29 protein-coding genes, 1 tRNA gene, 1 other RNA gene and 3 pseudogenes are annotated in these 22215 nt (G+C 40.8%); 10 read left to right on the top strand and 24 right to left on the bottom strand.

Features of this window, described 5'->3' with window-relative positions; genetic code table 11:
• Window positions 1-57 precede the first annotated feature (57 nt).
• Window positions 58-320, top strand: a pseudogene (locus ACFIMQ_RS05655) (hypothetical protein); the annotation flags it as partial.
• 63 nt (window positions 321-383) lie between these two features.
• Here ACFIMQ_RS05655 and ACFIMQ_RS05650 read toward each other — a convergent pair.
• Both ACFIMQ_RS05650 and ACFIMQ_RS05645 read right to left on the bottom strand, forming a co-directional pair.
• Window positions 384-710 (bottom strand): hypothetical protein, encoded by a 327-nt coding sequence (locus tag ACFIMQ_RS05650; protein ID WP_375615930.1) that lies wholly within the window; start codon window positions 708-710, stop codon window positions 384-386.
• A complete protein-coding gene (locus ACFIMQ_RS05645; RefSeq protein ID WP_375703570.1) occupies window positions 703-828 on the bottom strand; it encodes a hypothetical protein in 126 nt (41 codons plus the stop codon). Before ACFIMQ_RS05645 ends, ACFIMQ_RS05650 begins: the two co-directional genes overlap by 8 nt.
• 257 nt (window positions 829-1085) lie before the next feature.
• Between ACFIMQ_RS05645 and ssrS the strand changes: the two genes are divergently transcribed.
• The 3 genes from ssrS to ACFIMQ_RS05630 all read left to right on the top strand — a co-directional run bounded on the left by ssrS (window position 1086) and on the right by ACFIMQ_RS05630 (window position 3208).
• Window positions 1086-1246: non-coding RNA, 6S RNA (gene ssrS / locus ACFIMQ_RS05640), on the top strand.
• Between the two features lie 516 nt (window positions 1247-1762).
• Window positions 1763-2368: a 5-formyltetrahydrofolate cyclo-ligase gene (locus tag ACFIMQ_RS05635; RefSeq protein WP_375615989.1), complete on the top strand. Its 606-nt coding sequence runs from the start codon at window positions 1763-1765 to the stop codon at window positions 2366-2368.
• Between the two features lie 18 nt (window positions 2369-2386).
• A complete protein-coding gene (locus ACFIMQ_RS05630) occupies window positions 2387-3208 on the top strand; it encodes a TIGR00282 family metallophosphoesterase (RefSeq protein WP_375615988.1) in 822 nt (273 codons plus the stop codon).
• A 167-nt stretch (window positions 3209-3375) separates the two neighbouring features.
• On the opposite strand, the pseudogene ACFIMQ_RS05625 reads toward ACFIMQ_RS05630, so the two are convergent.
• From ACFIMQ_RS05625 to ACFIMQ_RS05590, 8 genes and pseudogenes are all read right to left on the bottom strand, one after another.
• Window positions 3376-3650 (bottom strand): annotated as a pseudogene (locus tag ACFIMQ_RS05625) (UDP-N-acetylglucosamine 1-carboxyvinyltransferase); the annotation flags it as partial.
• Between the two features lie 169 nt (window positions 3651-3819).
• Window positions 3820-4065, bottom strand: coding sequence for a hypothetical protein (locus ACFIMQ_RS05620; protein WP_375703569.1), 246 nt, complete (start codon window positions 4063-4065; stop codon window positions 3820-3822).
• A 1600-nt stretch (window positions 4066-5665) separates the two neighbouring features.
• Window positions 5666-6124: a helix-turn-helix domain-containing protein gene (locus ACFIMQ_RS05615; protein WP_375703568.1), complete on the bottom strand. Its 459-nt coding sequence runs from the start codon at window positions 6122-6124 to the stop codon at window positions 5666-5668.
• A gap of 179 nt (window positions 6125-6303) precedes the next feature.
• The gene (locus ACFIMQ_RS05610) at window positions 6304-6696 is read right to left on the bottom strand and encodes a helix-turn-helix domain-containing protein (RefSeq protein ID WP_375703567.1); all 393 of its coding nucleotides are present in this window, start codon (window positions 6694-6696) and stop codon (window positions 6304-6306) included.
• Window positions 6697-7123: 427 nt separating this feature from the next.
• Window positions 7124-7528 (bottom strand): hypothetical protein, encoded by a 405-nt coding sequence (locus tag ACFIMQ_RS05605; protein WP_375703566.1) that lies wholly within the window; start codon window positions 7526-7528, stop codon window positions 7124-7126.
• A 148-nt stretch (window positions 7529-7676) separates the two neighbouring features.
• A pseudogene (locus ACFIMQ_RS05600) lies at window positions 7677-8026 on the bottom strand (UDP-N-acetylglucosamine 1-carboxyvinyltransferase); the annotation flags it as partial.
• Between the two features lie 302 nt (window positions 8027-8328).
• Window positions 8329-9624, bottom strand: a complete 1296-nt coding sequence (gene murA, locus ACFIMQ_RS05595) for a UDP-N-acetylglucosamine 1-carboxyvinyltransferase (protein ID WP_375615923.1) — start codon at window positions 9622-9624, stop codon at window positions 8329-8331.
• Between the two features lie 160 nt (window positions 9625-9784).
• Window positions 9785-9958 (bottom strand): hypothetical protein, encoded by a 174-nt coding sequence (locus ACFIMQ_RS05590; protein WP_375615922.1) that lies wholly within the window; start codon window positions 9956-9958, stop codon window positions 9785-9787.
• A 176-nt stretch (window positions 9959-10134) separates the two neighbouring features.
• Here ACFIMQ_RS05590 and ACFIMQ_RS05585 point away from each other — a divergent pair.
• Window positions 10135-10209: transfer RNA gene (locus ACFIMQ_RS05585), tRNA-Thr, on the top strand.
• 2 nt (window positions 10210-10211) lie between these two features.
• Here ACFIMQ_RS05585 and ACFIMQ_RS05580 read toward each other — a convergent pair.
• The 4 genes from ACFIMQ_RS05580 to ACFIMQ_RS05565 form a co-directional block, all read right to left on the bottom strand.
• Entirely contained in the window at window positions 10212-10415 is a 204-nt protein-coding gene (locus ACFIMQ_RS05580) for a hypothetical protein (RefSeq protein ID WP_375615921.1), read from the bottom strand.
• Entirely contained in the window at window positions 10402-10581 is a 180-nt protein-coding gene (locus ACFIMQ_RS05575) for a hypothetical protein (protein WP_375615920.1), read from the bottom strand. Before ACFIMQ_RS05575 ends, ACFIMQ_RS05580 begins: the two co-directional genes overlap by 14 nt.
• A 282-nt stretch (window positions 10582-10863) precedes the next feature.
• Window positions 10864-11001 (bottom strand): hypothetical protein, encoded by a 138-nt coding sequence (locus ACFIMQ_RS05570; protein ID WP_375615919.1) that lies wholly within the window; start codon window positions 10999-11001, stop codon window positions 10864-10866.
• Between the two features lie 314 nt (window positions 11002-11315).
• Complete coding sequence (locus ACFIMQ_RS05565) at window positions 11316-11504, bottom strand: hypothetical protein (RefSeq protein ID WP_375615918.1); 189 nt, start codon at window positions 11502-11504, stop codon at window positions 11316-11318.
• Between the two features lie 489 nt (window positions 11505-11993).
• Between ACFIMQ_RS05565 and ACFIMQ_RS05560 the strand changes: the two genes are divergently transcribed.
• From ACFIMQ_RS05560 to ACFIMQ_RS05545, 4 genes are all read left to right on the top strand, one after another.
• Window positions 11994-12731, top strand: coding sequence for a hypothetical protein (locus ACFIMQ_RS05560; RefSeq protein ID WP_375615917.1), 738 nt, complete (start codon window positions 11994-11996; stop codon window positions 12729-12731).
• 263 nt (window positions 12732-12994) lie between these two features.
• Window positions 12995-13357 carry a hypothetical protein gene (locus tag ACFIMQ_RS05555; RefSeq protein WP_375615916.1) on the top strand — a complete coding sequence of 121 codons (363 nt, stop codon included), beginning with the start codon at window positions 12995-12997 and terminating at the stop codon, window positions 13355-13357.
• Window positions 13358-13586: 229 nt separating this feature from the next.
• The gene (locus tag ACFIMQ_RS05550; RefSeq protein WP_375703565.1) at window positions 13587-14084 is read left to right on the top strand and encodes a hypothetical protein; all 498 of its coding nucleotides are present in this window, start codon (window positions 13587-13589) and stop codon (window positions 14082-14084) included.
• Between the two features lie 228 nt (window positions 14085-14312).
• Window positions 14313-14828, top strand: coding sequence for a DnaJ domain-containing protein (locus tag ACFIMQ_RS05545; protein WP_375615914.1), 516 nt, complete (start codon window positions 14313-14315; stop codon window positions 14826-14828).
• Between the two features lie 152 nt (window positions 14829-14980).
• On the opposite strand, the gene ACFIMQ_RS05540 is transcribed toward ACFIMQ_RS05545, so the two are convergent.
• The 9 genes from ACFIMQ_RS05540 to ACFIMQ_RS05500 form a co-directional block, all read right to left on the bottom strand.
• Window positions 14981-15232, bottom strand: a complete 252-nt coding sequence (locus tag ACFIMQ_RS05540; RefSeq protein WP_375703564.1) for a hypothetical protein — start codon at window positions 15230-15232, stop codon at window positions 14981-14983.
• Between the two features lie 207 nt (window positions 15233-15439).
• The gene (locus tag ACFIMQ_RS05535) at window positions 15440-15583 is read right to left on the bottom strand and encodes a hypothetical protein (RefSeq protein ID WP_375703563.1); all 144 of its coding nucleotides are present in this window, start codon (window positions 15581-15583) and stop codon (window positions 15440-15442) included.
• Window positions 15580-15714, bottom strand: a complete 135-nt coding sequence (locus ACFIMQ_RS05530; RefSeq protein ID WP_375703562.1) for a hypothetical protein — start codon at window positions 15712-15714, stop codon at window positions 15580-15582. Before ACFIMQ_RS05530 ends, ACFIMQ_RS05535 begins: the two co-directional genes overlap by 4 nt.
• Window positions 15715-16521: 807 nt before the next feature.
• Entirely contained in the window at window positions 16522-16755 is a 234-nt protein-coding gene (locus ACFIMQ_RS05525) for a hypothetical protein (RefSeq protein WP_375703561.1), read from the bottom strand.
• A 123-nt stretch (window positions 16756-16878) separates the two neighbouring features.
• Window positions 16879-17649, bottom strand: a complete 771-nt coding sequence (locus ACFIMQ_RS05520) for a lambda exonuclease family protein (protein ID WP_375615910.1) — start codon at window positions 17647-17649, stop codon at window positions 16879-16881.
• 863 nt (window positions 17650-18512) lie between these two features.
• Window positions 18513-18764 carry a hypothetical protein gene (locus tag ACFIMQ_RS05515; RefSeq protein ID WP_375703560.1) on the bottom strand — a complete coding sequence of 84 codons (252 nt, stop codon included), beginning with the start codon at window positions 18762-18764 and terminating at the stop codon, window positions 18513-18515.
• A gap of 200 nt (window positions 18765-18964) precedes the next feature.
• On the bottom strand, window positions 18965-19153 hold the full coding sequence (locus ACFIMQ_RS05510; protein WP_375703559.1) for a hypothetical protein: 189 nt from the start codon (window positions 19151-19153) through the stop codon (window positions 18965-18967).
• A 2-nt stretch (window positions 19154-19155) separates the two neighbouring features.
• The gene (locus tag ACFIMQ_RS05505) at window positions 19156-19545 is read right to left on the bottom strand and encodes a hypothetical protein (RefSeq protein WP_375615909.1); all 390 of its coding nucleotides are present in this window, start codon (window positions 19543-19545) and stop codon (window positions 19156-19158) included.
• A gap of 312 nt (window positions 19546-19857) precedes the next feature.
• Entirely contained in the window at window positions 19858-20175 is a 318-nt protein-coding gene (locus ACFIMQ_RS05500) for an XRE family transcriptional regulator (RefSeq protein WP_273790852.1), read from the bottom strand.
• A gap of 416 nt (window positions 20176-20591) precedes the next feature.
• Between ACFIMQ_RS05500 and ACFIMQ_RS05495 the strand changes: the two genes are divergently transcribed.
• Window positions 20592-21695: a YdaU family protein gene (locus tag ACFIMQ_RS05495; RefSeq protein ID WP_375615908.1), complete on the top strand. Its 1104-nt coding sequence runs from the start codon at window positions 20592-20594 to the stop codon at window positions 21693-21695.
• Window positions 21696-21820: 125 nt separating this feature from the next.
• Here the strand turns inward: ACFIMQ_RS05495 and ACFIMQ_RS05490 are convergent, their stop codons facing one another.
• Window positions 21821-22009, bottom strand: coding sequence for a hypothetical protein (locus ACFIMQ_RS05490; protein WP_375703558.1), 189 nt, complete (start codon window positions 22007-22009; stop codon window positions 21821-21823).
• Between the last annotated feature and the right edge of the window lie 206 nt (window positions 22010-22215).

Genomic DNA, 22215 nt, shown 5'->3' with positions numbered 1-22215 from the left:
CAATCGCCGCAAGCTCTTTAAACGGTGTCATTCACGAGCGAGACCGTATGACGCATTCAAGCTTGGACAAGACGCGCTTGGTTTCACATCCCACTGAACGATTTCAAACTTGCCCTGCTTGATCTCAACCATGCTCTTGAGCTTGAGCCGCGCAATTATAGTGCTTTTTTTGAACTTGGGCCGTTGCCATGGAAGCAATAGGGCATCCGAAACTTGCTCTTAAAGCTTATGAAACAGCATTAGATTACACTCCACAAATGCGGAAGATTCAAAAGCGCGTGCAAGCTCTGTTAGATGAACAATCGCCGCAAGCTCTTTAAACGGTGTCATTCACGAGCGAGACCGTATGACGCATTCAAGCTTGGACAAGACGCGCCTTGGATTCACATCCCACTGAACGATTTCAAACTTACTCTGCTTGATCTCAACCATGCTCTTGAGCTTGAGTCACGCAACGATAGTGCTTTTTTTGAACTTGGTTCTTTTTTGTATTTAAGACAACGTCTAAACACTTTCCCCCATATTTCGCCTACAGAATTTTTTCTCGAAGTAGACAAATTCTTCACGCCGCCTCTTTTCACACCTTTCATCATGGATAAAACAATTTGTAAAATACGAACCTCAAAAAATATTTTTTTAAAAAAGCTCCAAACATCGCTTAGCGCCTCTGATAAACTATCATCGTCTGTATTTTTATGAGCTTCAACCATCAGCAGCCCATACCGTATCGTCTCCCCCACCCCTTAAAACTAAAAACAGCACTGAAATATGACCCACAAATGCGAAAGCTTCAAAGGTCCAACATCGATTTAACAAACCTCCTTGCATAAAAATATTCCCCCTTCAAAAACCTCCCCCAAGCATTCTCCCGCAACATCAAATCAAGCATTCCCACTAAACCATGGTGCTTCGCTCTTCCCACTGATGTTTTTTCTTTTTTACCTTGAATAAGCACGCCATACATCATGCAGCCATTTCCCAAAACCACCAGCAACATTTCCCTCTTGAAAAAACTTTATGAAAAACAAGAGAGGTAAATTATTTTATCTCTAGCAGAAACTCTGAAATTGTTTTATATTAAGAGAGGTGTTCTGCACTTCTCGACAGGAAATAACGTATTCCTGAGACCTTAGTGATCTCCAAGGGAGCTGTCCCTGATAAAGCCCGTGGGCTTTTTCATATGGCGCCCACCTATTTGTTTAGGTTCTTGGGGTCAGCTTTTTCCATCGGTTGTTGTGGATCACCTTTTTTACATAACTTTTTTGCACAAATAAAATTTTTCCCCCAAAAATTGAAGATGTCCTTTTCCAGAAGACCAATACTCTCTTTTCAAGAAATAACGGTAAGCTTTATCTTATGACACTTGCAGCAACTTATAACCCCTGCGACACAACTTTATCTCTTCGCACACAGCACCCGCCAAAGCGGTTTATCGCATCAAGATGCTCTTTCAATAAAAGAATCACGCACTCTTTTTACAGTATGGCTCTGTTCTCACTACGATTTACAAAATGCCAACAAGGGATAAAATACCAGCAGATGATAAAAAAATTGACGAAGAAAATGACCTCCAATAACCCCTGCGACACAACTTTATCTCTTCGCAACAAAGCACCCACCAAAGCGGTTTATCGCATCAAAATGCTCTTTCAATAAAAGAAGCACACACTCTTTTTACAGTATGGCTCTGTTCTCACTACGATTTACAAAATGCCAACAAGGGATAAAATACCAGCAGATGATAAAAAAATTGACGAAGAAAATGACCTCCAATAACCCCTGCGACACAACTTTATCTCTTCGCACACAGCACCGTCAAAGCGGTTTATCGCGTCGTGATGCTCTTTCAACGCAAGAGCGCGAACTCTTTTCACAACGTGCTTGTTGTCACGTTATTGAGTCTCTTGAAAAAAAAGGAACCGATTTTTCACGCCTCATTTTAGCAGGCTATTGGCCCATCAAATCGGAGATTGACCCGCGTCCTTTACTTGATGTTATAGCGTCACGTGGTGGACGTCTAGCCTTACCGGCAGTGCTTGATTCCACCACCATGATTTTTCGTGCATTTTCACCCAGCACGGCTCTCAAGCCCATGCGTTTTGGTACTTTGGGCCCAGGAGCAGACAACGCTGTTGTTTTTCCCAATATTATTATTGTTCCGCTTTCTGCGTTTGATCGTCACTGTCATCGTCTTGGCTATGGAGGAGGATATTATGACCGTGCCGTTGAATCTCTAAAAAAACAAGGACATTCAATGACATTATGGGGCATGGGTTTCTCGTGTCAGGAGGTTTGTTCCATTCCTCCAACAGAACATGATTTACAGGTACAGAAAATTTTTACAGAAAAAGGTTTCTTAAAATGTTAAAATGTGATTAAAACACCTATGCGTTTTTTATTCTTAGGTGACATTGTTGGCAATACAGGCTGTAAAGCTGTTTTTGGGCATCTTCCTCAACTCATTGAGAAATGGCAGCTTGATTTTGTTGTGGTGAATGGTGAAAATGCCTCTGGTGGTTTTGGCCTCACACAAGAGACGTATCAAGATCTTTTGATGGCCGGAGTTGATGTTGTCACCACGGGTAATCATGCTTTTTCTCATACAGAAGCATTGCAGTATGCGCATGAGAGTGATCGTTTTTTACGTCCTGCCAATTTCTCGCAAGAGACTCCCGGAAGAGGAGTTGGTATTTTTACAGCGAAAAATGATGCCCGTGTTCTTGTTGCGAATCTGTTGGGCAGTGTTTTTATGCCGTGCAAAGTAGAAGATCCATTTGAAACAGCGGAAGATATTCTGTCAGCCTGTTCCTTGATGGAGCAAGCCGATGCGATTATTTTTGACTTTCATGCAGAAACGACAAGCGAAAAGCAATGTTTTGGACATTTTCTTGATGGTCGTGTAAGTGTTATCGTTGGCACCCATACGCATATTCCCACTGCAGATGCACAGATTTTAGAAGGTGGAAGCGCTTATTTATCGGACGCAGGCATGTGTGGAGATTACAACTCATCACTTGGAATGGAGAAAGAAGAACCCTTATACCGTTTTCTTTACAAGAATAAGCGAGATCGTTTTGAACCGGCGTGTGGAGAAGCCACCCTTTGTGGTTTAGCGGTTGAGATTTCAGATCGTACAGGATTAGCAGAAAAGGTCTCGGCAGTACGGATTGGTCCTCATTTAAAGCCTGAAGTTCCAGATTTTTGGTAGCCTTTTTTCTAACGCCCCCTTTAATAGTCCGTCTTCTTTCTCTAAGGCGCCCTTTGAGGGGTGCTTTTCACGATTTTCTTTTGGGATGTCTTTTTAGCACGATGATTTTTCACGCCTCTTGCAAAACTTTTTCCCGTTAATTGTGGAATTTTGGCGCCATATCGGGTTCATTTTTCTTCTAACCTCTCAAATCCACAATCAAAATGATAGCGATTGTTTCTCCCCTTGACCACCCAATGGAACAAGATAAGAGGGCGGCAATCACAAGAGAAACAAAAAGCACGCAATCAATCGCCATGACGGGAGCCCCTTGCAAATACTCTGTTCCCATGACTTTACCCTCTAGCCCCTCATGCTTTATCTCTGCCCCTAAACGATTGAGTTCTTGAATATGCATAAAACGATTTTCAAAAATCGTCTCTGTAATCTGCGCTGTTCCTTCAACCCCATCATAAGTGCCATGAACAACACTTAAATAATAATAAGTCTTTGTTTGTTTTTTAGAGAGCCCCCGCCTCTCAAATGCTTATGCTCAGTCCTGCAAAAATGATCCACAAAAGAGCGAAAATTATTTAAAAGAGCCCTGTGCCAAACCAAATAAGCCCAGCAAACTAAGTCCTTCCCCAGCACACCTTAAAGCAATCTCTCCCTCCTGAAGCCATTCTTGGAGACATCTCTTTGACAGATTTACACTGTAATGCGTTGGATTTTTGCGCCATATCGGGTTTATTTTTCTTCCAACCTTTCAAATCCACAATTAAAATAATAGCGATTGTTTCTCCCCTTGACCACCCAATGGAACAAGATAAGAGGGCGACAATCACAAGAGAAACAAAAAGCACGCAATCAATCGCCATGACGTGAGCCCCTTGCAAATGCTCTGTTCCCATGACTTTACCCTCTAGCCCCTCATGCCTTATCTGCATTCCACTAACAATGGCATCCTCAGTTTTTAAAGAATGAAGTTATTTTTTTGTTATAGCTATCTTTTATAGGTTTTTCATATTCCTTTTTTCATCAGTTAAAGACATTACATCGCCATTTTCATCAGTGCCCGTGCCCAAGAGTTCTACTAAACTTCGGTGGATTGCGAGATTCTAAAGGATTACAATCCGGATGCTTTTCATTGACGATACACCATTCTATATAGGCAGGATCATTCTGAAAATCTTCTTGGACACCATGAACAAGAACTTTTTTTTCAAGTTGATTTGCCTCATACTTCTTCCATGTACCTGCACTCGTTTGAGGACATTAAGCTTGATAACATCCAACCATCATCAATAAAGCACTCAATAATTTCAAAGTCTGCTTCATTTCATTTTTCTTGCATAATTATAAATATTATAAAAATACATAAGTTGCTTTATTACCATATTTTTATATTAAAAAATAATAAATATTACAAACACTTACTATCAATTTGAATATATATTTTTAATACTTTATTTTGGAATAATAATACAAATAACACAAATAAAAAGATCTTTAATATTATAATTCTGACAGCAACCTTGTTCTTTTAGCTTCTCATTTTATTATGATATCCTGCTTGTATGAGACATTTTTCAATCAGAGAATTCGCACTCATACTACAGCCTCTATGACCCCAATCCACCTTCATAAAAGCTTGGCATACTCCATTCTAACAGTGCTTTTGTGACCTCAAGCTGATTTACTTCTGGCTTTCTTCACACATTTACATCTGTCTTTTTTCACACATTTAGCGTCAAAGGGCTATCTGGCAACGTCAAGGGTAAATCTGGAAAACATCCAGCAATACTTGATAAAGCTATGCAAGGCAATAATTTCAAGATTTTCTTGATTTTTCCCTCTTTTAATAAATTTATTGACGATAAGATAGCTAAGGAGTTTATTTTTATTCCTGTTTTTTTAAGACAGTTTAGAACTGAAATGTTGGATGAAAAAAATAATTTTCTACAGATAAACGAAAACGAGAATGTGTGGATTTAAAATAATTCCGAATGATACATAAAAATTGACCGCCTCTCCACATCTCAAAGGAGTGAGGTTCCTAGCCATCACCAGACTGTCAATAGTCCAGCCTCTTGCGGGCGGGTTTCTCCTGCTGACCTCAATGCGATTCATTTCATAAAGCGCAACAGACAAACCCAATCCAGAAGTACTGATGACCACGATATTTAAAAACACTTAAATATGTAACGTTTTTCATGCCTTATATCACCGCTCAAAACAACGGTGTTTCACGACATAATAAGATAAGTCATTCTTTGAAAAAAGGAGAAAGGAGAAAGGAGAAAGGAGAAAGGAGAAAGGAGAAAGGAGAAAGGAGAAAAGTTTTTATGATTTTTAAAATAGAGAAGGAGGGTCCATTGGGAAATTTCCGCGGGGGGGAAATGTTAACACCCCTTCCCTAAAAAAAGAGCCTATATAATAATTTATTATTTAGCAAGCGATTATTTAAACTTTTTACTCTCAATGAGAAATCAAACACAAAAATGCCTTCTGTTTTTGAGGTTTGAGCATTCTAAAACTTTTCAAAAGGATGTGCTCTTCTTTGCTTGAGATCTCATCATCACAAGGAAACAAGACATTGTCTTTTGTTGAGAGACCGGAGTAAAAAAAAGAAATAGGAACATTAAGAATATCGGCAATTTCCTGTAAACGCCCCGCCCCTATACGATTAGAGCCTTTTTCGTATTTTTGGATTTGTTGAAAAGTTACCCCTAACTGGCTGCCTAATTTCTTTTGCGACATTCCAAGCATTGTTCTTTTAAAGCGAATTTTTCTGCCTATCGAAATGTCATTAAAGTGTGGATTTTTAGCTTTCACTTCAAGCTCCCCTGCCGGTTGCGAGCGCCCTCGCATTGGTATTCCGGGAGTCAAAAACACTGAATCCGAGTCAGCTTTTTTGCTTTTAGTGCTAGAGAGCACCTGGACATAGCAAAAACTCCCGGAATCTCGCGATACTTATAAAGCAGGCTAATGTTTCATCTTGGATTTTCAGGCTTTGGGTTTCACCATTCAACCACACTGTACGACGAGAACCCTGGTGCTTGTTCATAAAATAATTTCTGGAGACCAGCAATAAAAATTAAAACAGTGTTTTTATCTCATGAGACAATCAAACACAAAATTGCCTTCTGTTTTTGAGGTTTGAGCTCTCTAAAACTTTTCAAAAGAATGTGCTCTTCTTTACTTGCGATCCCTTCATCACAGCAATACAAGACATTTTCTTTTGTAGAGAGATCGGAGTAGAAAAAAGAAATGGGAACATTGAGAATATCAGCAATTTCCTGTAAACGCCCAGCTCCTATACGATTAGAGCCTTTTTCATATTTTTGGATTTGTTGAAAAGTCACCCCTAACTGACTGCCTAATTTCTTTTGCGACATTCCCAGCATTGTTCTTTTAAAGCGAATTTTTCTGCCTATCGAAATGTCGTTAAAGTGTGGATTTTTAGCTTTCACTTCAAGCTCCCCTGCCGGTTGCGAGCGCCCTCGCATTGGTATTCCGGGAGTTGAAAGAGCTGAAACTTGACTCAGCCTTTTGCTTTTAGTGCTAGAGCGCACCTGGACATAACAAAAGCTCCCGGAAATCCGGGATATCCATAAAGCTGGATAAATACGTGTCTCAAGTTTAGGGTCTTTCATTCCCTGTTGATCGCTGCGTAGACGACCAAAACATTCTCTTACCAATAAAGTAATTTCATGAAATTAGCAATAAAATTTAAAAACAGTCTTTATTTTATGAGCTCCACCCCCGCCTCTCAAACTTTTATGCCCGCTCGTAAAAACTCCAAAACCATGAAATAAAACCCACGTTTATTGAGAGGACTAATAACCCTTTATTTTTGAGATCACACCTCCCAAAAGCACACCTAACAACATATCACCCCCTCCCAAAGCCATTTTTGAGAGACATCTTACAGATTTACACTGTGATACGTTGGATTTTTGCGCCACAACGAGCCGATTTTTCTTCTAATCTCTCAAATCCACGATCAAGATGATAAACACGATTGACGATTGTTTCTCCCTTTGCTGCCAATGTAACAAGAGTAAGAGGGCTGCAATCACAAGAGAAACAACAAGCACGCAAATCCGTCGCCATGATGAGGCCCCCCTTGCAAATTCTCTGTTCCATGAGATAGTTGCCCTCTCGCCCATCAAGCTTTATCTCTGCCCCTAAACGATTAAGTTCTTGAACATGCATAAAACGATTTTCAAAAATCGTCTCTGTAATTTCGCGCGGTTTCCTCAACCCCGTGTCATAAGCGCCGTAAACGACACTGAAACAATGATACAAGTCTCTATTTGTTTGTTTTATAAGCCCCACCCGCCTCTCAAATGCTTATGCCCGCTCGTAAAAACTCCAAAACCATGAGATAAAACCCACGTTTATTGAGAGGACTAATAATCCTTGCCCCCTTGACTTCACCCCCCCCCACGAAGAGAGAGAGATTACAGAATACCTGCGAAGAGGATTAAACTGTAATGCGTTGAATTTTGGCACCACAACGAGCCAATTTTTCTTCTAATCTCTCAAATCCACAATCAAGATGATAGACACGATTGACGATTGTTTCTCCCTTTGCCGCCAATGGAACAAGATAAGAGGGCCGCAATCACAAGAGAAACAACAAGCGCGCAAATCAGTCGCCATGACGGGAGCCCTTTTCAAATTCTCTGTTCCATGAACAGTTGCCCTCTCGCCCATTAAGCTTTATTTGCGCCCCTAAACGATTGAGTTCTTGAACATGCATAAAACGATTTTCGAAAACTGTCTCTGTAATTTCGCGCGGTTTCCTCAACCCTGTGTCATAAGCGCCATGAACGAAACTTAGACAATAATCTCAAGCCTCCTCAAGAGTTAGAGAAGCAAAACTTTACACAAAGAAAAACCATTCCGAAAAGAAAAAAACAGCCACAAAAGCCATGCCCTTGAAACTTGAAGAGCGCTCGAGAAAATCATTCTCCGCCCCAAATTCTCCACAAAAGAAAACGCCCCATTGAAAAGAGCTCTGAGCTAAGCATTATCCTCCCCCAAAGCGCAACCGTAAAATATGCCACTCAAAAGCAACTTCCTCTAAACAACCTCCTCCAAACTTCCCTAAATATCGACTCTCTTTAACAGATTTACACTGTAATGCGTTGAATTTTGGCACCACAACGAGCCAATTTTTCTTCTAACCTCTCAAATCCACGATCAAGATGATAGACACGATTGACGATTGTTTCTCCCTTTGCCGCCAATGCTGCAATCACAAGAGAAACAGAAGCGCGCAAATCAGTCGCCATGACGGGAGCCCCTTGCAAATTCTCTGTTCCATAAACAGTTGCCGTCTGCCCATCAAGCTTTATCTCTGCCCCTAAACGATTAAGTTCCTGAACATGCATAAAACGATTTTCGAAAACTGTCTCTGTAATATGCGCGATTCCTTCAGCCCGTGTCATGAGCGCCATGAATTGCGCTTGGAGATCGGTTGGAAAAGCAGGATAAGGTCCTGTTTTAATATCAACGGGCATAATTTTGGTGTTCTTTGGATTTCGCTTAACGTGAATTCCTTGAGGTTCTATGTGAATCTCGAGTCCTGTTTTTTGAAGCACCTTAAGCACTTTTGTAAGATGATTAGGATTTGCATTTTTAAGAAAGACGTCTCCTCCCGTCATAGCAACAGCCATTGCATATGTCCCCGCTTCGATTCGATCAGCAATAACGCGTACTCTAGCACCGTTGAGTTTTTTAACCCCTTCAATTGTAAGCGTTGTTGTTCCTTCACCGGTTATTTGAGCCCCCATAGCATTCAGGGTTCGAATAAGGTTTGTCACTTCTGGCTCACAAGCCGCATTCTCAAGAGTGGTTGTTCCCTTTGCCATTGTCGCGGCCATCAGCAGCACATGGGTTCCACCAACAGTGACTTTAGGGAAACGATAGTGAGCACCTTTTAACCCCTTTAGCGCTTTTGCATGAACATATCCATTTTCGATAGTAATCTGTGCGCCTAAAGTTTTAAGTCCCTCAAGGATAAAATCGACGGGTCTTGTTCCAATAGCGCACCCTCCAGGAAGCGAAACATAAGCCTCTGCGCATCGTGCAAGCAGTGGTCCGATAACCCAAAAGCTTGCACGCATTTTTTTCACCAGTTCATATGGCGCCCGTGTTGTGGCTATTTTTTGCGCCGTAAAATGAATTGTTCTTGAATTCACACATTCATCGTTAAACTCTTGTCCATCAACGGCATATCCAACACCATGATTATTGAGAATACGAATAAGCAATTCAACATCGGCCAGATGAGGAATATTTTCTAAAGTAAGCGTTTCTTCTGTCAAAAGCGCTGCAATCATAAGAGGCAATGCAGCATTTTTTGCCCCTGAGATAGGAATTGTTCCCTTAAGTTTTTCTCCCCCAACAATTTGAATAGAATCCATAGTGTTTTCCCTCTTTTCCTTTGTGCCTGCCCTTCCAAAGGATTGTCCCCCTTCGGGAAGTTATGCTTTATTAATCGTTTTAGAACGCATTCTAAATATGAGAACAAATTATTGAGACGTTTGGTTGCAAAGATGCTCTAAAAAAAACATTTTTTTCTTTTTAAAGATCTGATTGCGCTCTTTTTCGACTTTGCTCTTTTCGACGTTTCAGGTTTTGACGCAATTGTTGCGCCAATCTTTCTTGACGACGTTTTGCTTTTTCGTCTTGATGATTGATTTCATCGTGTTGATGATTGATTTCATCGTGCTTTTGTTTTTGATACATTTGTGTCATTGCGCAACCTTTTGAACAATGTTGAGCTTCTATCCAAGCAACTCATGATCTTAAATATTTAAGAATATAAGAAATATATGTCATGACATAAGATACGTTTTCTTGCAAGAATATACAAATGTTCTCTTGCCTATTTTCTAACAATATGGCACAAGACAGCGCAAAGATTGAAAACGGCTGCGGTAGCTCAGTGGTAGAGCACTCCCTTGGTAAGGGAGAGGTCGAGAGTTCAATCCTCTCTCGCAGCACCATTCTATTTTTCTTCTTCTGCTTCTCTCTTCTTGTCCTTATAAATCTTCCCTATAAGCCTAAATCTTTTCCCCCAACCTTCATCGGCTTCATCAAATCCTCCATCCTTTAAACCATGCGTTTCAATGGCTTCAAAATCAATAGCCTCAATGACACGCTTAATCTCTAAAATGCCTTGCGAACGGCTTTTAAAATTAACCGCCCCCAAAGAATAGTCCCGCTCCTATTGGCTTCCCCTTTTTTCCTTGTCTCTCCCCCTCTTTCCTTTCTGTAAGATTTGCCCTATCCTCCACTTTGCCAAGCCTCACTGTTGCAACAGCTCTTGGCACTTGAGACGGTATAGGCATTTTTATTTCTTGAATATTTTCCCTCACAAGCTCACCCCGCTTGTAATATGCAGACAAACGATTTTACTTGATTCAATATAAGAGCGTCTGAATAAGAAGGGTTGAAATAAGAACATCTCACACTATTTCGGGCTCTCATTGAAATTCAAATTAAATCTCAATAATGAATTATTATAAACTCATTGTTTGAATACATCCCATTGATACCTTTATCCGCCCCAAAACGAATAATCTTATCTTTCTAGCCTCTCTACCCACCTCAAGCAACACAAGTATTCCCTCTAAAAATTAGAATAAGCTTCATCGATCCTATTCGTCATTTACAACAAATCTAACAGAGCCATTTCCAGAACCTCCTCTCAACGCCTTTCCCATTCTCCCCGCCCCTTGGCAAAAGCAAAAACCAAACAGTGATAAAGCCCCCTCAATAAAGCTTTCACTAAGCACCCCACGCTCCCATATGGCAAACATCCCATATGACAAACATCTCATATGACAGGCATCCCCATATACTAGGCATCCTATATGGCAGCAAATTGATAGCCCGCCTTTTCAAAGAAGATCCCTCATTGCCAATTTTATACACTATGATTTTCCACGTGCTCTAAGCCATCCCTCTTTCAACATGCATCTTTTTTACACGAATACTTTGATTGATACGGATAGAGTTATTCCTCTTGCATAAGAACCCGAAGAGCAAAAAATTCTCTCCCTCTGTTCTTCTTTCCCTCTGTTCTATTGAAATCAATCACCCTCTTCGCTTATAGTTCACAAGCAGAAAGATCCGTATGGCGTAAAACTTTCCAAGAAAAGCATATCTCTTCGTAAGAAGCCCCCCAGTAAACGAGATTATGAATCGTCTCAAGAGCTACAGCCCATGCCGCAATTTTGGCAACATTCCCCAAATAGTACCAACTTACTTTTTCATAAAGTAAAGATAGGGTGCGCAATGTTTATAATCTACGGGGTTTTATAACCTCTAGGGTTTATAATTTACGGGGCTTTATCGTTATACCCCTCACGATATTATTCACAAGCGCCAGTATGAAATTTATGAACGCCGGCATGAAATGGGTGTGAAATGAGCTTAGAGCGAGATATCTTTATTAAAACAAGTGCGTGAATGTACAAGAACAAGTATATTTCATTTGGAGTATTTTGGATATTCCCTACTCTCCCCACCCTAGGACAACCATTTTGGCTACAGATCCCCCTTATATTTTCTGCATATTTTCTGCTGTCATACCTCCTCCAATAAGCTAAAACCCCACATATGCGGGGTTTTAGCCTGTACCAAACCTTTATTTAGATACATTATGATCACTATAACCATTTTTATTAAATACGTTTTTTACGTATATTTTCAACACAAAAATAACACATATTGATTTATTCAACAGAAATCAGTTAAATATTCATGATAATCATTAAAGGTTAAAATGATAAAATTATTATCTAAAACGTACGTTATAATATCTATAACGTTTTTTTCTGTATTCATATTATTGGGTTGTACTAAAGTAAGAAATCTCGCTGAATACGATAGGCTTTACGAAAAATATGTCCATGAAAATTACACTCGTTTAGAATATTCTCAGAAATTAGAAAAAGCAAAAAAAGAGGTAGAATATTTAAAAGCGTATATGGAAAAAACTGTAGATATACCCCATGACAAAAGTCAATTTTGGAAATATTTAATAACATTGCCCCGTAATCCTCCAGAATTCAATATTTTAAGACATTATCACATATTGCTTGTTTTTTGTGGACGCTTTTTTGATTTATGGCAAGGTGATAAAACGATGCCCACACTTACATTTAACGACTTACCAACAAGACTGAAGGATTTTAAAGCTAACGGGATGAAATACAGGAAAGATTGGGATTATATAGAAAATATTTTCTTCCAAGCAAAGTTTGAAACAAACTTTGATGATCCAATGTTTGCGTATGCAGAAAAATTTTTGGATTCTCCCAATGGCATTAGTCGAAAAGAACAAACTCTTCAGACAGAGCAGCTCATCATAGGCAATGAACTCACTCGTTTTAGAAACACAGCAACAATGTGCGTTATGGCTAGAGAGGTATACCTTAAAATGATGCCCAAAGAAGATGTAAAACCGCCCGTAAGATATAGCACTTTTGAAAAATGGAAGCAGTATTTAAAAAATCTTTAAACGGATAATAAAACGCCTTTCAAAATACTTCTAAAGAACCATTAAGCCCTCTCACAATGACTATAATCAAGCACTAAGAGGGTATAAAAAACAATGTTAATTAAACAGTCTTTATTGAGAAGCGTCTTAATTATCGCTCTTTTAACAATGCATCTTTTTTATTCTTCAAAGGGATATACTCATTCGAATGAAGTGTTCTCTTCAAAAGAAATTACAGAAAGAGAGAGATTCTTCCGCATTTTCCTTGTTAATGGAAGTCGCTGGTGGGAAGAAAAATTCTACCAAATTCTCTGGATAGAAAAAACATTTTTTTGGAAAATAAGCGGCAGTTATCGCAACCGCTCTATGAAAAACATGTCAATATAATAAAAAAATGGCAGAATATAATCAAAAAACGACATCATGTATTTAATACTCTGTGCACCCTTATAGAATTAGAAATAGATGCAATGCGACATGTGAATGAAGCAAAACACTCTCATGAGCATACAGATCTCTCAAACCTTATGAAACACATAGAGACATATCAAGAGCGTATAGCTAAAAACAAGAAAGAACTTGAGAAACTTGATCATGAAATTGAGATCTTATACAAAGTTATCATAGAGTATACAAAATTACCATAAACTTTGATCTATTCATTCCATAACTTTATGAAAAGTGCTTCTCAAAGGGTCCCCTGTATTTTCAAGCGTTTTGAACTATCTATCGCCATCTTTAGATACAGAGTGCCAAAGTACAGTAACGTTATCATACAATTTGTTGTATTTTACCAACACAAAATAACACATATTGATTTATTCAACAGAAATGACTTATAAAAGCTCATCAGAAACAAACGACAATAAATACCTTATGTTTAAACACTTTATTTTCTTCGCTATCGTAATAAGCGCTGTTTTATTTACGCATCATACAACGAGTGGATGTACAACAGATGGTCTTTTTGTTGGAAGTACTTCTCCGATCAATTGTATTTCAAAAGAATATATAAGACAGAAAATAAAAAAGAAGCTATTGGAAAAAGAACGCGAAAGAGAATGGTTAGAGCTTGAACAATTTTCTGTTAGCGCTTGTCCAGGTGAAAAATTTCCTGTTTATCATGGCTTTTCTATTATCGATTGTGTTTCAGAGGAAGAACTAAAACAAAATCGTTTTAATAATGAAATCAATATAATGAAATTATTCATGCAATGGTTTATCGTAGCATTCGTAATAACAACGATAATGTCTGTTCCCATAAGTTTACTTTGGCGTTTTAGATTTAAGGTTCCTGCCTGTTTATTTACAATAATGACAACCTTGGCTATTATTGCCGTCCCTTTTACATTTGATTTATCGTCTCTCTTTTAATCTATTTTTGTAAAAAAATATTTCTAAAATATTAAAAACACCCTGCATTTTTAAGCGTTTTGAACTGTATCTCCTCTCATCTAGATACAGTATAATCACTATAGCCATTTTCATTAAACATGTTTTTGCACATATTTTTAACACAAAAATAACACATATTAATACATTCAAAGGGGATCAATTAAACGATCTTATAAAAGAAGAGCAATATACAAGTGGCTGTATTTAATGATAGTAAATGAAGACGATTATTATGGAATTCTTGGTGTAAGCTACGAATGCAATGATAAACAGATAAAATCTTCTTTTCGTAAATTAGCTCTGCAATACCACCCTGATCATAATTCTAGTACCGAAGCAGAACAAAAATTCAGAAAAATTTGTGAAGCCTATGAAGTTCTTAAAGATCCTCAAAAGAGAGCTGCTTACAATCAGTTCTATCATGAAACTTTTAAAGATAATGACAAGGCTTCTGAAATTAGTAGAAAGCAAGAGAACGGACGACAAGATAATACCGAGCATGTAATTGGTAGTATCATGAATGTAATTTTCATTATTTGTGGAATAATACCTATAATGTGTTATATAATTTCATTTTTTACGTGGAATATACCACTAGGAATAATAAGTATAGGGTTATTAATTTTCATCAGTATAAAAGGATATTTGGTAAATATTGGTGCATTTATCTTCGGGATCATACTAATATCATTTATCAAAGTTATATGGAGAAGTATCTATTGATCAGTGCTTTTGAAGAGCTTTAAGATCACCCCCACAGTGAATTCACAAGGTGTGGTAATTTTTGATTTTCTATAACAAGGGATTGTCGAGAGCCATAAAGGTTGTCGCGTTTTTATCCGTTCTTTTCTTATTCTCCCGTTTCCTCCACCCCTCTATTTTTTTCCACAACCCGCCCCCCAATCTTTCCCCCAATAAGCCCACTTGACTCCACACAGACTTTTTCTCATGCCCCTACATCCTTTTCCCATATCGGCTAAAAAACGCCCCTCAAACGACTCTTTCTTAATGAACAAAAGTACCACAAGGACCATTTCCTCTCCAATGAAAAAGCACTTGTCCGGCAACTTAGCCATCATGGGGGGGACTTTCATCGCGCCCCCGAACACGCCCCACCACAAAAGCACCCAGAAGCCCCCCGTTGTCCCAATACGTCTAAACAAGCTTTAACGACCTCCGCCATCAAACACCTCTTTCCATTTTTCAGCATGCTTTACGTATCATTCCAAGCTCCCTACTTGCGTTGCCGCAAAAACACAAAAACCGGCTCTTTTCCCCCTTGAACGCGCCTTTTTATAGGTTGGAACCTGTCTGTACTGCTGCTTCTCTTCCCCCTAAGCCTCATTTTTGTTCTCCAGCATGCTTTCCGTGTCACTCCAAGCCACTGGATGAAGACCTGCCCCCTCCATTGTCTTTTTCCCCCCCAATGAACCAGCCGGCAACTTCCCACACACACACAAGCGCCCGCAATTTCTCATATATAGGCTCTTTTCTTCATGCCCCCCTTTTCCATATCGGCTAAGAAAATTCCCGCAAAGCTCTTCCCCCCCAAGAACGAAAGCATAACGCGCACCATTGTCTCTGCAATAAAAAAACACTTGCCCGTCATTGTACTCCCCCAACACTCACCACAAAAGCTCCCAAAATCATGCCACCATATCTCTAAACACTTGGCCTTACTCCCATTCTCGTTTTGCCCTCCAGCATACGCCTTGCATGCGCTCCAAGCTCCCCGCTTTTACCCCCCCCATTGTCCCAATATGCTTTCACATTCATAGCCAAGCTCTTTGTGCTCCCTGCACTCTTTGCGCCCCCTTGTTTGGCACCCTCTTCCAACATATGCTTTGCTCTTTTCCCCCTCTGCTCTTTCCTTTTTATAGAACTTTGCCTCTCCTCAACGCTACACAAGATCCCTTTCTTCCCCTCTTGCGTCTCATTCTTGTTTTGCCCTCCAGCATACGTCTTGCATACGCTCCAAGCTCCCTACTTGCGTGCCACAAAAACATAAAAACCGGCTCTTTTCCCCCTTGAACGTGCCTTTTTATAGGTTGGAACCTGTCTGTACTGCTGCTTCTCTTCCCCCTAAGCCTCATTTTTGTTCTCCAGCATGCTTTACGTGTCACTCCAAGCCACTGGGATGAAGACCTGCCCCTCCATTGTCTTATCCCCCCAATGAGCCAGCCGGCAACTCCCCCCCACACACAAGCGCCCGCAATTTCTCATATATAGGCTCTTTTCTTCATGCCCCCCTTTTTCCACATCTCATATCTCCCCTCCGGCATACGCCTTGCATGCGCTTCAAGCTCCCCCCCTCTCGTCCTCCCTTTTAACCAGCCAATCACCAACATTTTCCCCAACAAGTTTCCCCCCCAACATCCCTCCTCCCCACAAGTTTCTCATCCCCTCCTTTTCCATATCAGCTAAGCCCCTCCCAAGCGGCGCACCCCAAGAACGAAAGCATAACGCGCACCATTGTCCCCGCAATAAAAAAACACTTGCCCGTCATTGTACTCCCCCAGCACTCACCACAAAAGCACCCAAAATCACACCACCATGTCTCTAAACACTTGGTCCTACTCCCATTCTCGTTTTCCCCTCCAGCAATACCGCGCCACCTTGCATGCGCTCCAAGCACCCTTTCTTCCCCCATTTTCCCACCATGCTTTCACATTCATGACCAAGCTCTTTGTGCTCCCTGCACTCTTTGCGCCCCCTTGTTTGGCACCCTCTTCCAACATATGCTTTGCTCTTTTCCCCCTCTGCTCTTTCCTTTTTATAGAACTTTGCCTCTCCTTAACGCTACACAAGATCCCTTTCTTCCCCTCTTGCGTCTCATTCTTGTTTTGCCCTCCAGCATACGTCTTGCATGCGCTCCAAGCTCCCCGCTTTCTCTCTCCTTCAAAGCAATTTCTGTTCTTATGTGAAAACCCGTCTCAACCGATTTAATTTGCTGTACCATCTTCTCCAACGCCTCATTAAAACGGCTAATTTCATTTTCAAGCTTGCAAATATAGGCTTCATCACGATAAGCCCGTTTAATCAAAGGTGGCATATTTGGCCAATAGAGCATTAAATCCACCCATTCGCGTTGAGAAATCCATAACCCTCCTTGACATTGTGCTTTATGTTCTGCTGGAAAGCCCTTTTGCATGAAATGAGGAATTAAAATTTCAGGTTTTTTTGTTTTAATTTCCAACAATCCATTTTTTCCAACAAAAGCATCGGGAGAAAATCCTTGTCCGCGATCATCAGCCAAAACAAAGCCAATACATTCAGGTTCTGTATGTGTCAGTTTCCCATAAAGCTGTCGCGCGCTTGGTTCTAATTCAGTCCCACGTCGCTGAGAAAGTGTTGTCCCTTCATCAACGGTTTTTCCTGTAATTCTTTCTCCCGCCAATTTCATCATCACACTCTGATAGCGTGACGTTTTTTGCCCTTGTTTTGTTCGTGCCATCACCATCTCAAACAACGAAGCCGTAATCAAACCATTACGCACTTGCTTCCATTCCTCTGTTCCTTGAATACAATCGATAATGATTGGCATGATATTTCTCTCCTTCATCTTTAAAGTGTTTTTTTTGCAACATATTCTCTTTGAAACATTCATATCTTTTAAGATGCATTCCCCACTAAGAATGACAGCATCCTTAAATATTGTGCTGCTGAAATCACAAAAGCTGTTGGAAACGCCCCCTCAACATCCCCCTCCCCACAAGTTTCTCATCCCCTCCTTTTCCATATCAGCTAAGCCCCTCCCAAGCGGCGTCCTCCCTAGACGAAAGCATAACGCGTGATATTTTCTCCCCGATAAAAAAACCTCTTACCCATCATTGCCCCCCTAAGACTCAATACAAAAACGGTCAGAACCGCGCTCCCATAGCGCTTTCCTCTTCTTCCCTCTCAAACACCTTCCCCCATTTCCCAACATGCTTTCACATTTCATATCCAAGCTCTTTGCACTCCCTGCGCTCCAAGCCCTCTGCTTTCCCCCTCCTCCAACACTCTACTCCTTCCCCCTACACAAAACTTTTTTTTAAAGATTGACATCTCCTCAACGCTTGTACGGCTGCCCCCCTTTCCACACCTCATATCTCCCCTCCAGCATATGCCTTGCATACGCTTCAAGCTCTCCTCCCCCCCAACACGCCCTCCTTGCCCCCTTCTTTTTCTCATCCCCTCCTTTCCCATATCAGCTAAGGCCCTCCCAAACGGCTCCCCTAAGCTTCTCCCCCAAGAACGAAAGCATAACGCACACCATTGTCACCACAATGAAAAAGCACTTGGGCCCATCATTGCAGCGCTCCCCCCCAGCACTCAAACACAAAAGCACCCAGAAGCCCCCCCGTTGTCCCAATACGTCTAAACAAGCTTTAACGACCTCCCCCGCCAAACACCTCCTTCCATTTTTCAGCATGCTTTACGTATCATTCCAAGCTCCCTACTTGCGTGCCGCAAAAACACAAAAACCGGCTCTTTTCCCTCTTGAACGTGCCTTTTTATAGGTTGGAAACCTGTCTGTACTGCTGCTTCTCTTCCCCCTAAGCCTTCATTTTTGTTCTCCAGCATGCTTTCCGTGTCACTCCAAGTCACTGGATGATGCCCTGCCCCACCCCATTGCCTTATCCCCCCAATGAACCAGCCGGCAACTTTCCCCCACACAAGCGCCCGCAATGCCCCATATATAGGCTCTTTTCTTCATGCCTCCCCTTTCCCATATCGGCTAAGAAAATCCCTGCAAAGCTCTCCCCCCCCAAGCGGCTCCCCTAAGCTTCCCTCCCTAGACGAAAGCATAACGCGTGATATTTTCTCCTCAATAAAAAAACCACTTGCCCCTTCGGGTGTTCTCTCTTTCAACCCAGCTACTGCACGACAGAAAAATCATAGCAGAGATATTCTTCCGCCAAATTTTTTGCCATAGACAGCGCCGCTTCTTGCGAGATGAAAAGAAGAGCGTTGTGTTTTTGTGGTTCGAGTCTGATTAAATTTCGCGTGTTTCCAGCATAATAAAGTGGAAACCCTTGATAAGAAGTCTTGAGATAACTTGGCATGTTTACCACCAATAATCTGTCAAGACATCACATGGGCGTAAACGATGCTGTTTTTCATAAGAGCCATAGAGATTATCGTCATAATCGCACGCCACTCTTTCATTTAAAAAAGCATGATACGCTTCACTATTCAAAATGAAGGGCTGCAATTGTGTATTTTCTTCATTTATTTCATGATTTTCGACATAAAAATCCGCCATTTGTTCGGTAACATCTTCAGCATGAGAAGTTATCAGATCGAGTCGTAAAACTCTATAAACAGTTTCACATTCTTCAATCAGTTCGAGCACTTCTTCGATTTCGTCGATTGGTCCTTCATAAGTACAAGGATTTTCCTCTTCGCATAAAACGACAATGATTTCATCCTCTTTAACGAATGAAATATTTTTCATGATTTCCCCCTTTAGATAGTTGATAAAGCATAGCCTTGTCTTGACAAGACTAAATATAGCGTTAGTCTTATATCCTCTATAGGAGAGATGTCAATCATTTTATCCTTCATAAAAGATATATTTTAAATATCTACGGGGTTCAAATGACATATGTAAATAAAAATCTATTATTCTTTGTTCCTCTCATACCCCTTTGTTGTTCTCTATTTGTTCTTACAAAATTGCAATTATAAACACACAGGAGAGATAAAATGAGTGACATAATATTAATAAAATACTGGAGTCGCCTTGACCCAAAAGCACAGAAGGAAGTTATTTTGAAGCTTCGTCAATTGGCCGCCGCAAAAGAGTCAAAATCGCCTGTCTCTCTTGCGGAGAGAGTTTCGAAATAAGCTCTATAAATTCTTTATCTTCAGGGCTAGCCCCTTTCCCGTAAAGAATATAATTCATACTGATATTAATTTCGTGACAAATTCGCGAGAGAGATTCGATTGTTGGTTCTTTTCCTTCAGAAAGAATAGAATGAAGGTACCCCGCGCCTTTACCGGCAGCGAGGGAGATAGATCTTTTTGACCGCCCACTTTTTTCCAAAGCGATTCTTAATCTTTGACGCCAACCATCGATATTCATAATTTCACCATATAGCGCGTCTTTTTAAAAAAACACGTCCTTTTTATAAAACGGGCTTGCATTATCCTCTAAAAAGGATAAAATTAAGGAAACAAATTTTACTTTTTAGAGGGATTTTTTTTATTTTTAGCTCATAAAAACACTTTAACCACCCTACAGGATACAAAAGACCACTCTCCAAAGCTTCTGCCCAAAAGCAAGTACGTTGAGAATGTGTTGTTCTCGGTTATTTTTTCCATCACCGCAATCTTAAATCGTAAGTTTGCATGCGCTTCAAGCACAGCCAATCATTTATAAGCGTCGTAAAGAAGCCTCTCGTCATCATCGAACAGAGCCAAAAGCAACACAAGTTAAATCCTTATTTGAGCTTTTATCATCAATAAAAATGTATAAAAAAGAAGAAAGTAGATTGCAGTATGAAACATGCTAATCAACAAGAAACTCCTCATTATGAATCGTCTAGACTTCCATATGTTTGTTGGTATCAAAATGATTTTCTAGGAGGTGTTCGTGGAATGCGCGCACACGAAATTGGAATCTATACGATTCTTCTCAATGAAATGTATGCCCGTGGCCGACCTTTAGAAATATCGGAAGAACGTTTAGCGCGTCTTTGTGGTTGTGACAAGCGAACTTTTGTTAATGTTTTAGAAATGCTCATTCAAGAGGGTAAGATTTTAAATTTAGCCAATGGGTTATGGAACCAGCGTTGCGAAAATGTTTTTCAAGAGCGAGAAAAATTGCTTGAACAAAAATCCTTTGCGGGTCGTTCTTCGGCAAAAAAGCGTAAGAAAATCAATACTGAGATTCAACAACTGCTTAACGATCGTGCAAAAGATGATGAACAAAGCTCAGAAGCTCAAAAGGCAGAAGAAAAGGAAACACCTTACGGTGTTTTAGAAAAGAAAGTTTTGTTTCATGAGACAGAACCTTGTTTTTCCTGCGAAGAGAGCTTTAAACAAAGCACGCCTTCCTCATTGTCTCTTGCTTTGCCTCTCTCTTCCCCTTCACAAGAAGAAGTAGCGTCCCCAGAAAACTGTTCCTCGCCCTTAAATGCTGCGCAAGCTGGATTCACCAGCGCCTCTATCACGCAAATTGTCACAGAAAAAAAAACAAAATCCCCCGCCAATCTCCCACATGTCAATGTCCCATCCCCCAATCTCCCACCCAGCAATCTTCCTGCCTCCATCCCGCCTTCTTCCAACAAAAAATCCTCTACCTCAGCCATTGGCAAAGGACACCGCCTTCCTGAACATTGGCAAGCAGACATTGGAGCGGCAGTTTCAGAAGGCTTGAGTGAAAGCCAAGCTCTTTGGCAAGCCAAGAAGTTTCGCGACTATTGGCAAGCCAAGAGCGGCAAAGAAGCACTCAAAGTAGACTGGCAAGCCACATGGCGCAACTGGTTTCGCCGTGAGATCGAACGGTTAGAACAGCAAAAACATGGCAGCTCTTCATCTTTCATCTCTGAGAGCAACGACATCCTTTACCGCAGTTTGATCAACTATAGCGACAACTTTTGACATCACAAAAACAACGTATTTTTCAAGCACGCGCAGGGGGAAAAATGTTTCAAAACCACAACAGCATCGGACAAAACAACACAGAACAAAACAATGGGCGGCAAAACAACACTTGGATAAGCGCTTCACACCGTAAAACGAGTCAACATCGACCATTTTTCTCTCATCACAAAAGCATTTTCCCCACGCAAGACCCCCACAGGCACCCAAACACATGCCCCAACAGGACTCCAGCATGCACCACACTCTCCAAGGCAGATCCACACCCACCCTTCTTGCCACCGTCCTCCTTTTCCCAAGGCACCACTTCCCATGCTCTTGGCAAACAACCATCAGCAGAGCTATTTCAAAAAAACTCAATGAAAAGCAAACTCTTTGGCACTCCCCCTCCACACAAGCACCCCAACAGGCATCCCCCCAAACACATGCCCCAAACAGGACCAAGCATGCACCACACTCTCCAAGGCAGATCCACACCCACCCTTCTTGCCACCGTCCTCCTTTTCCCAAGGCACCACTT

It is taken from the genome of Bartonella sp. AD13SXNS (genome assembly GCF_042196465.1).
Lineage (GTDB): Bacteria > Pseudomonadota > Alphaproteobacteria > Rhizobiales > Rhizobiaceae > Bartonella.
This window is presented reverse-complemented; position numbering and strand designations above follow the sequence as displayed.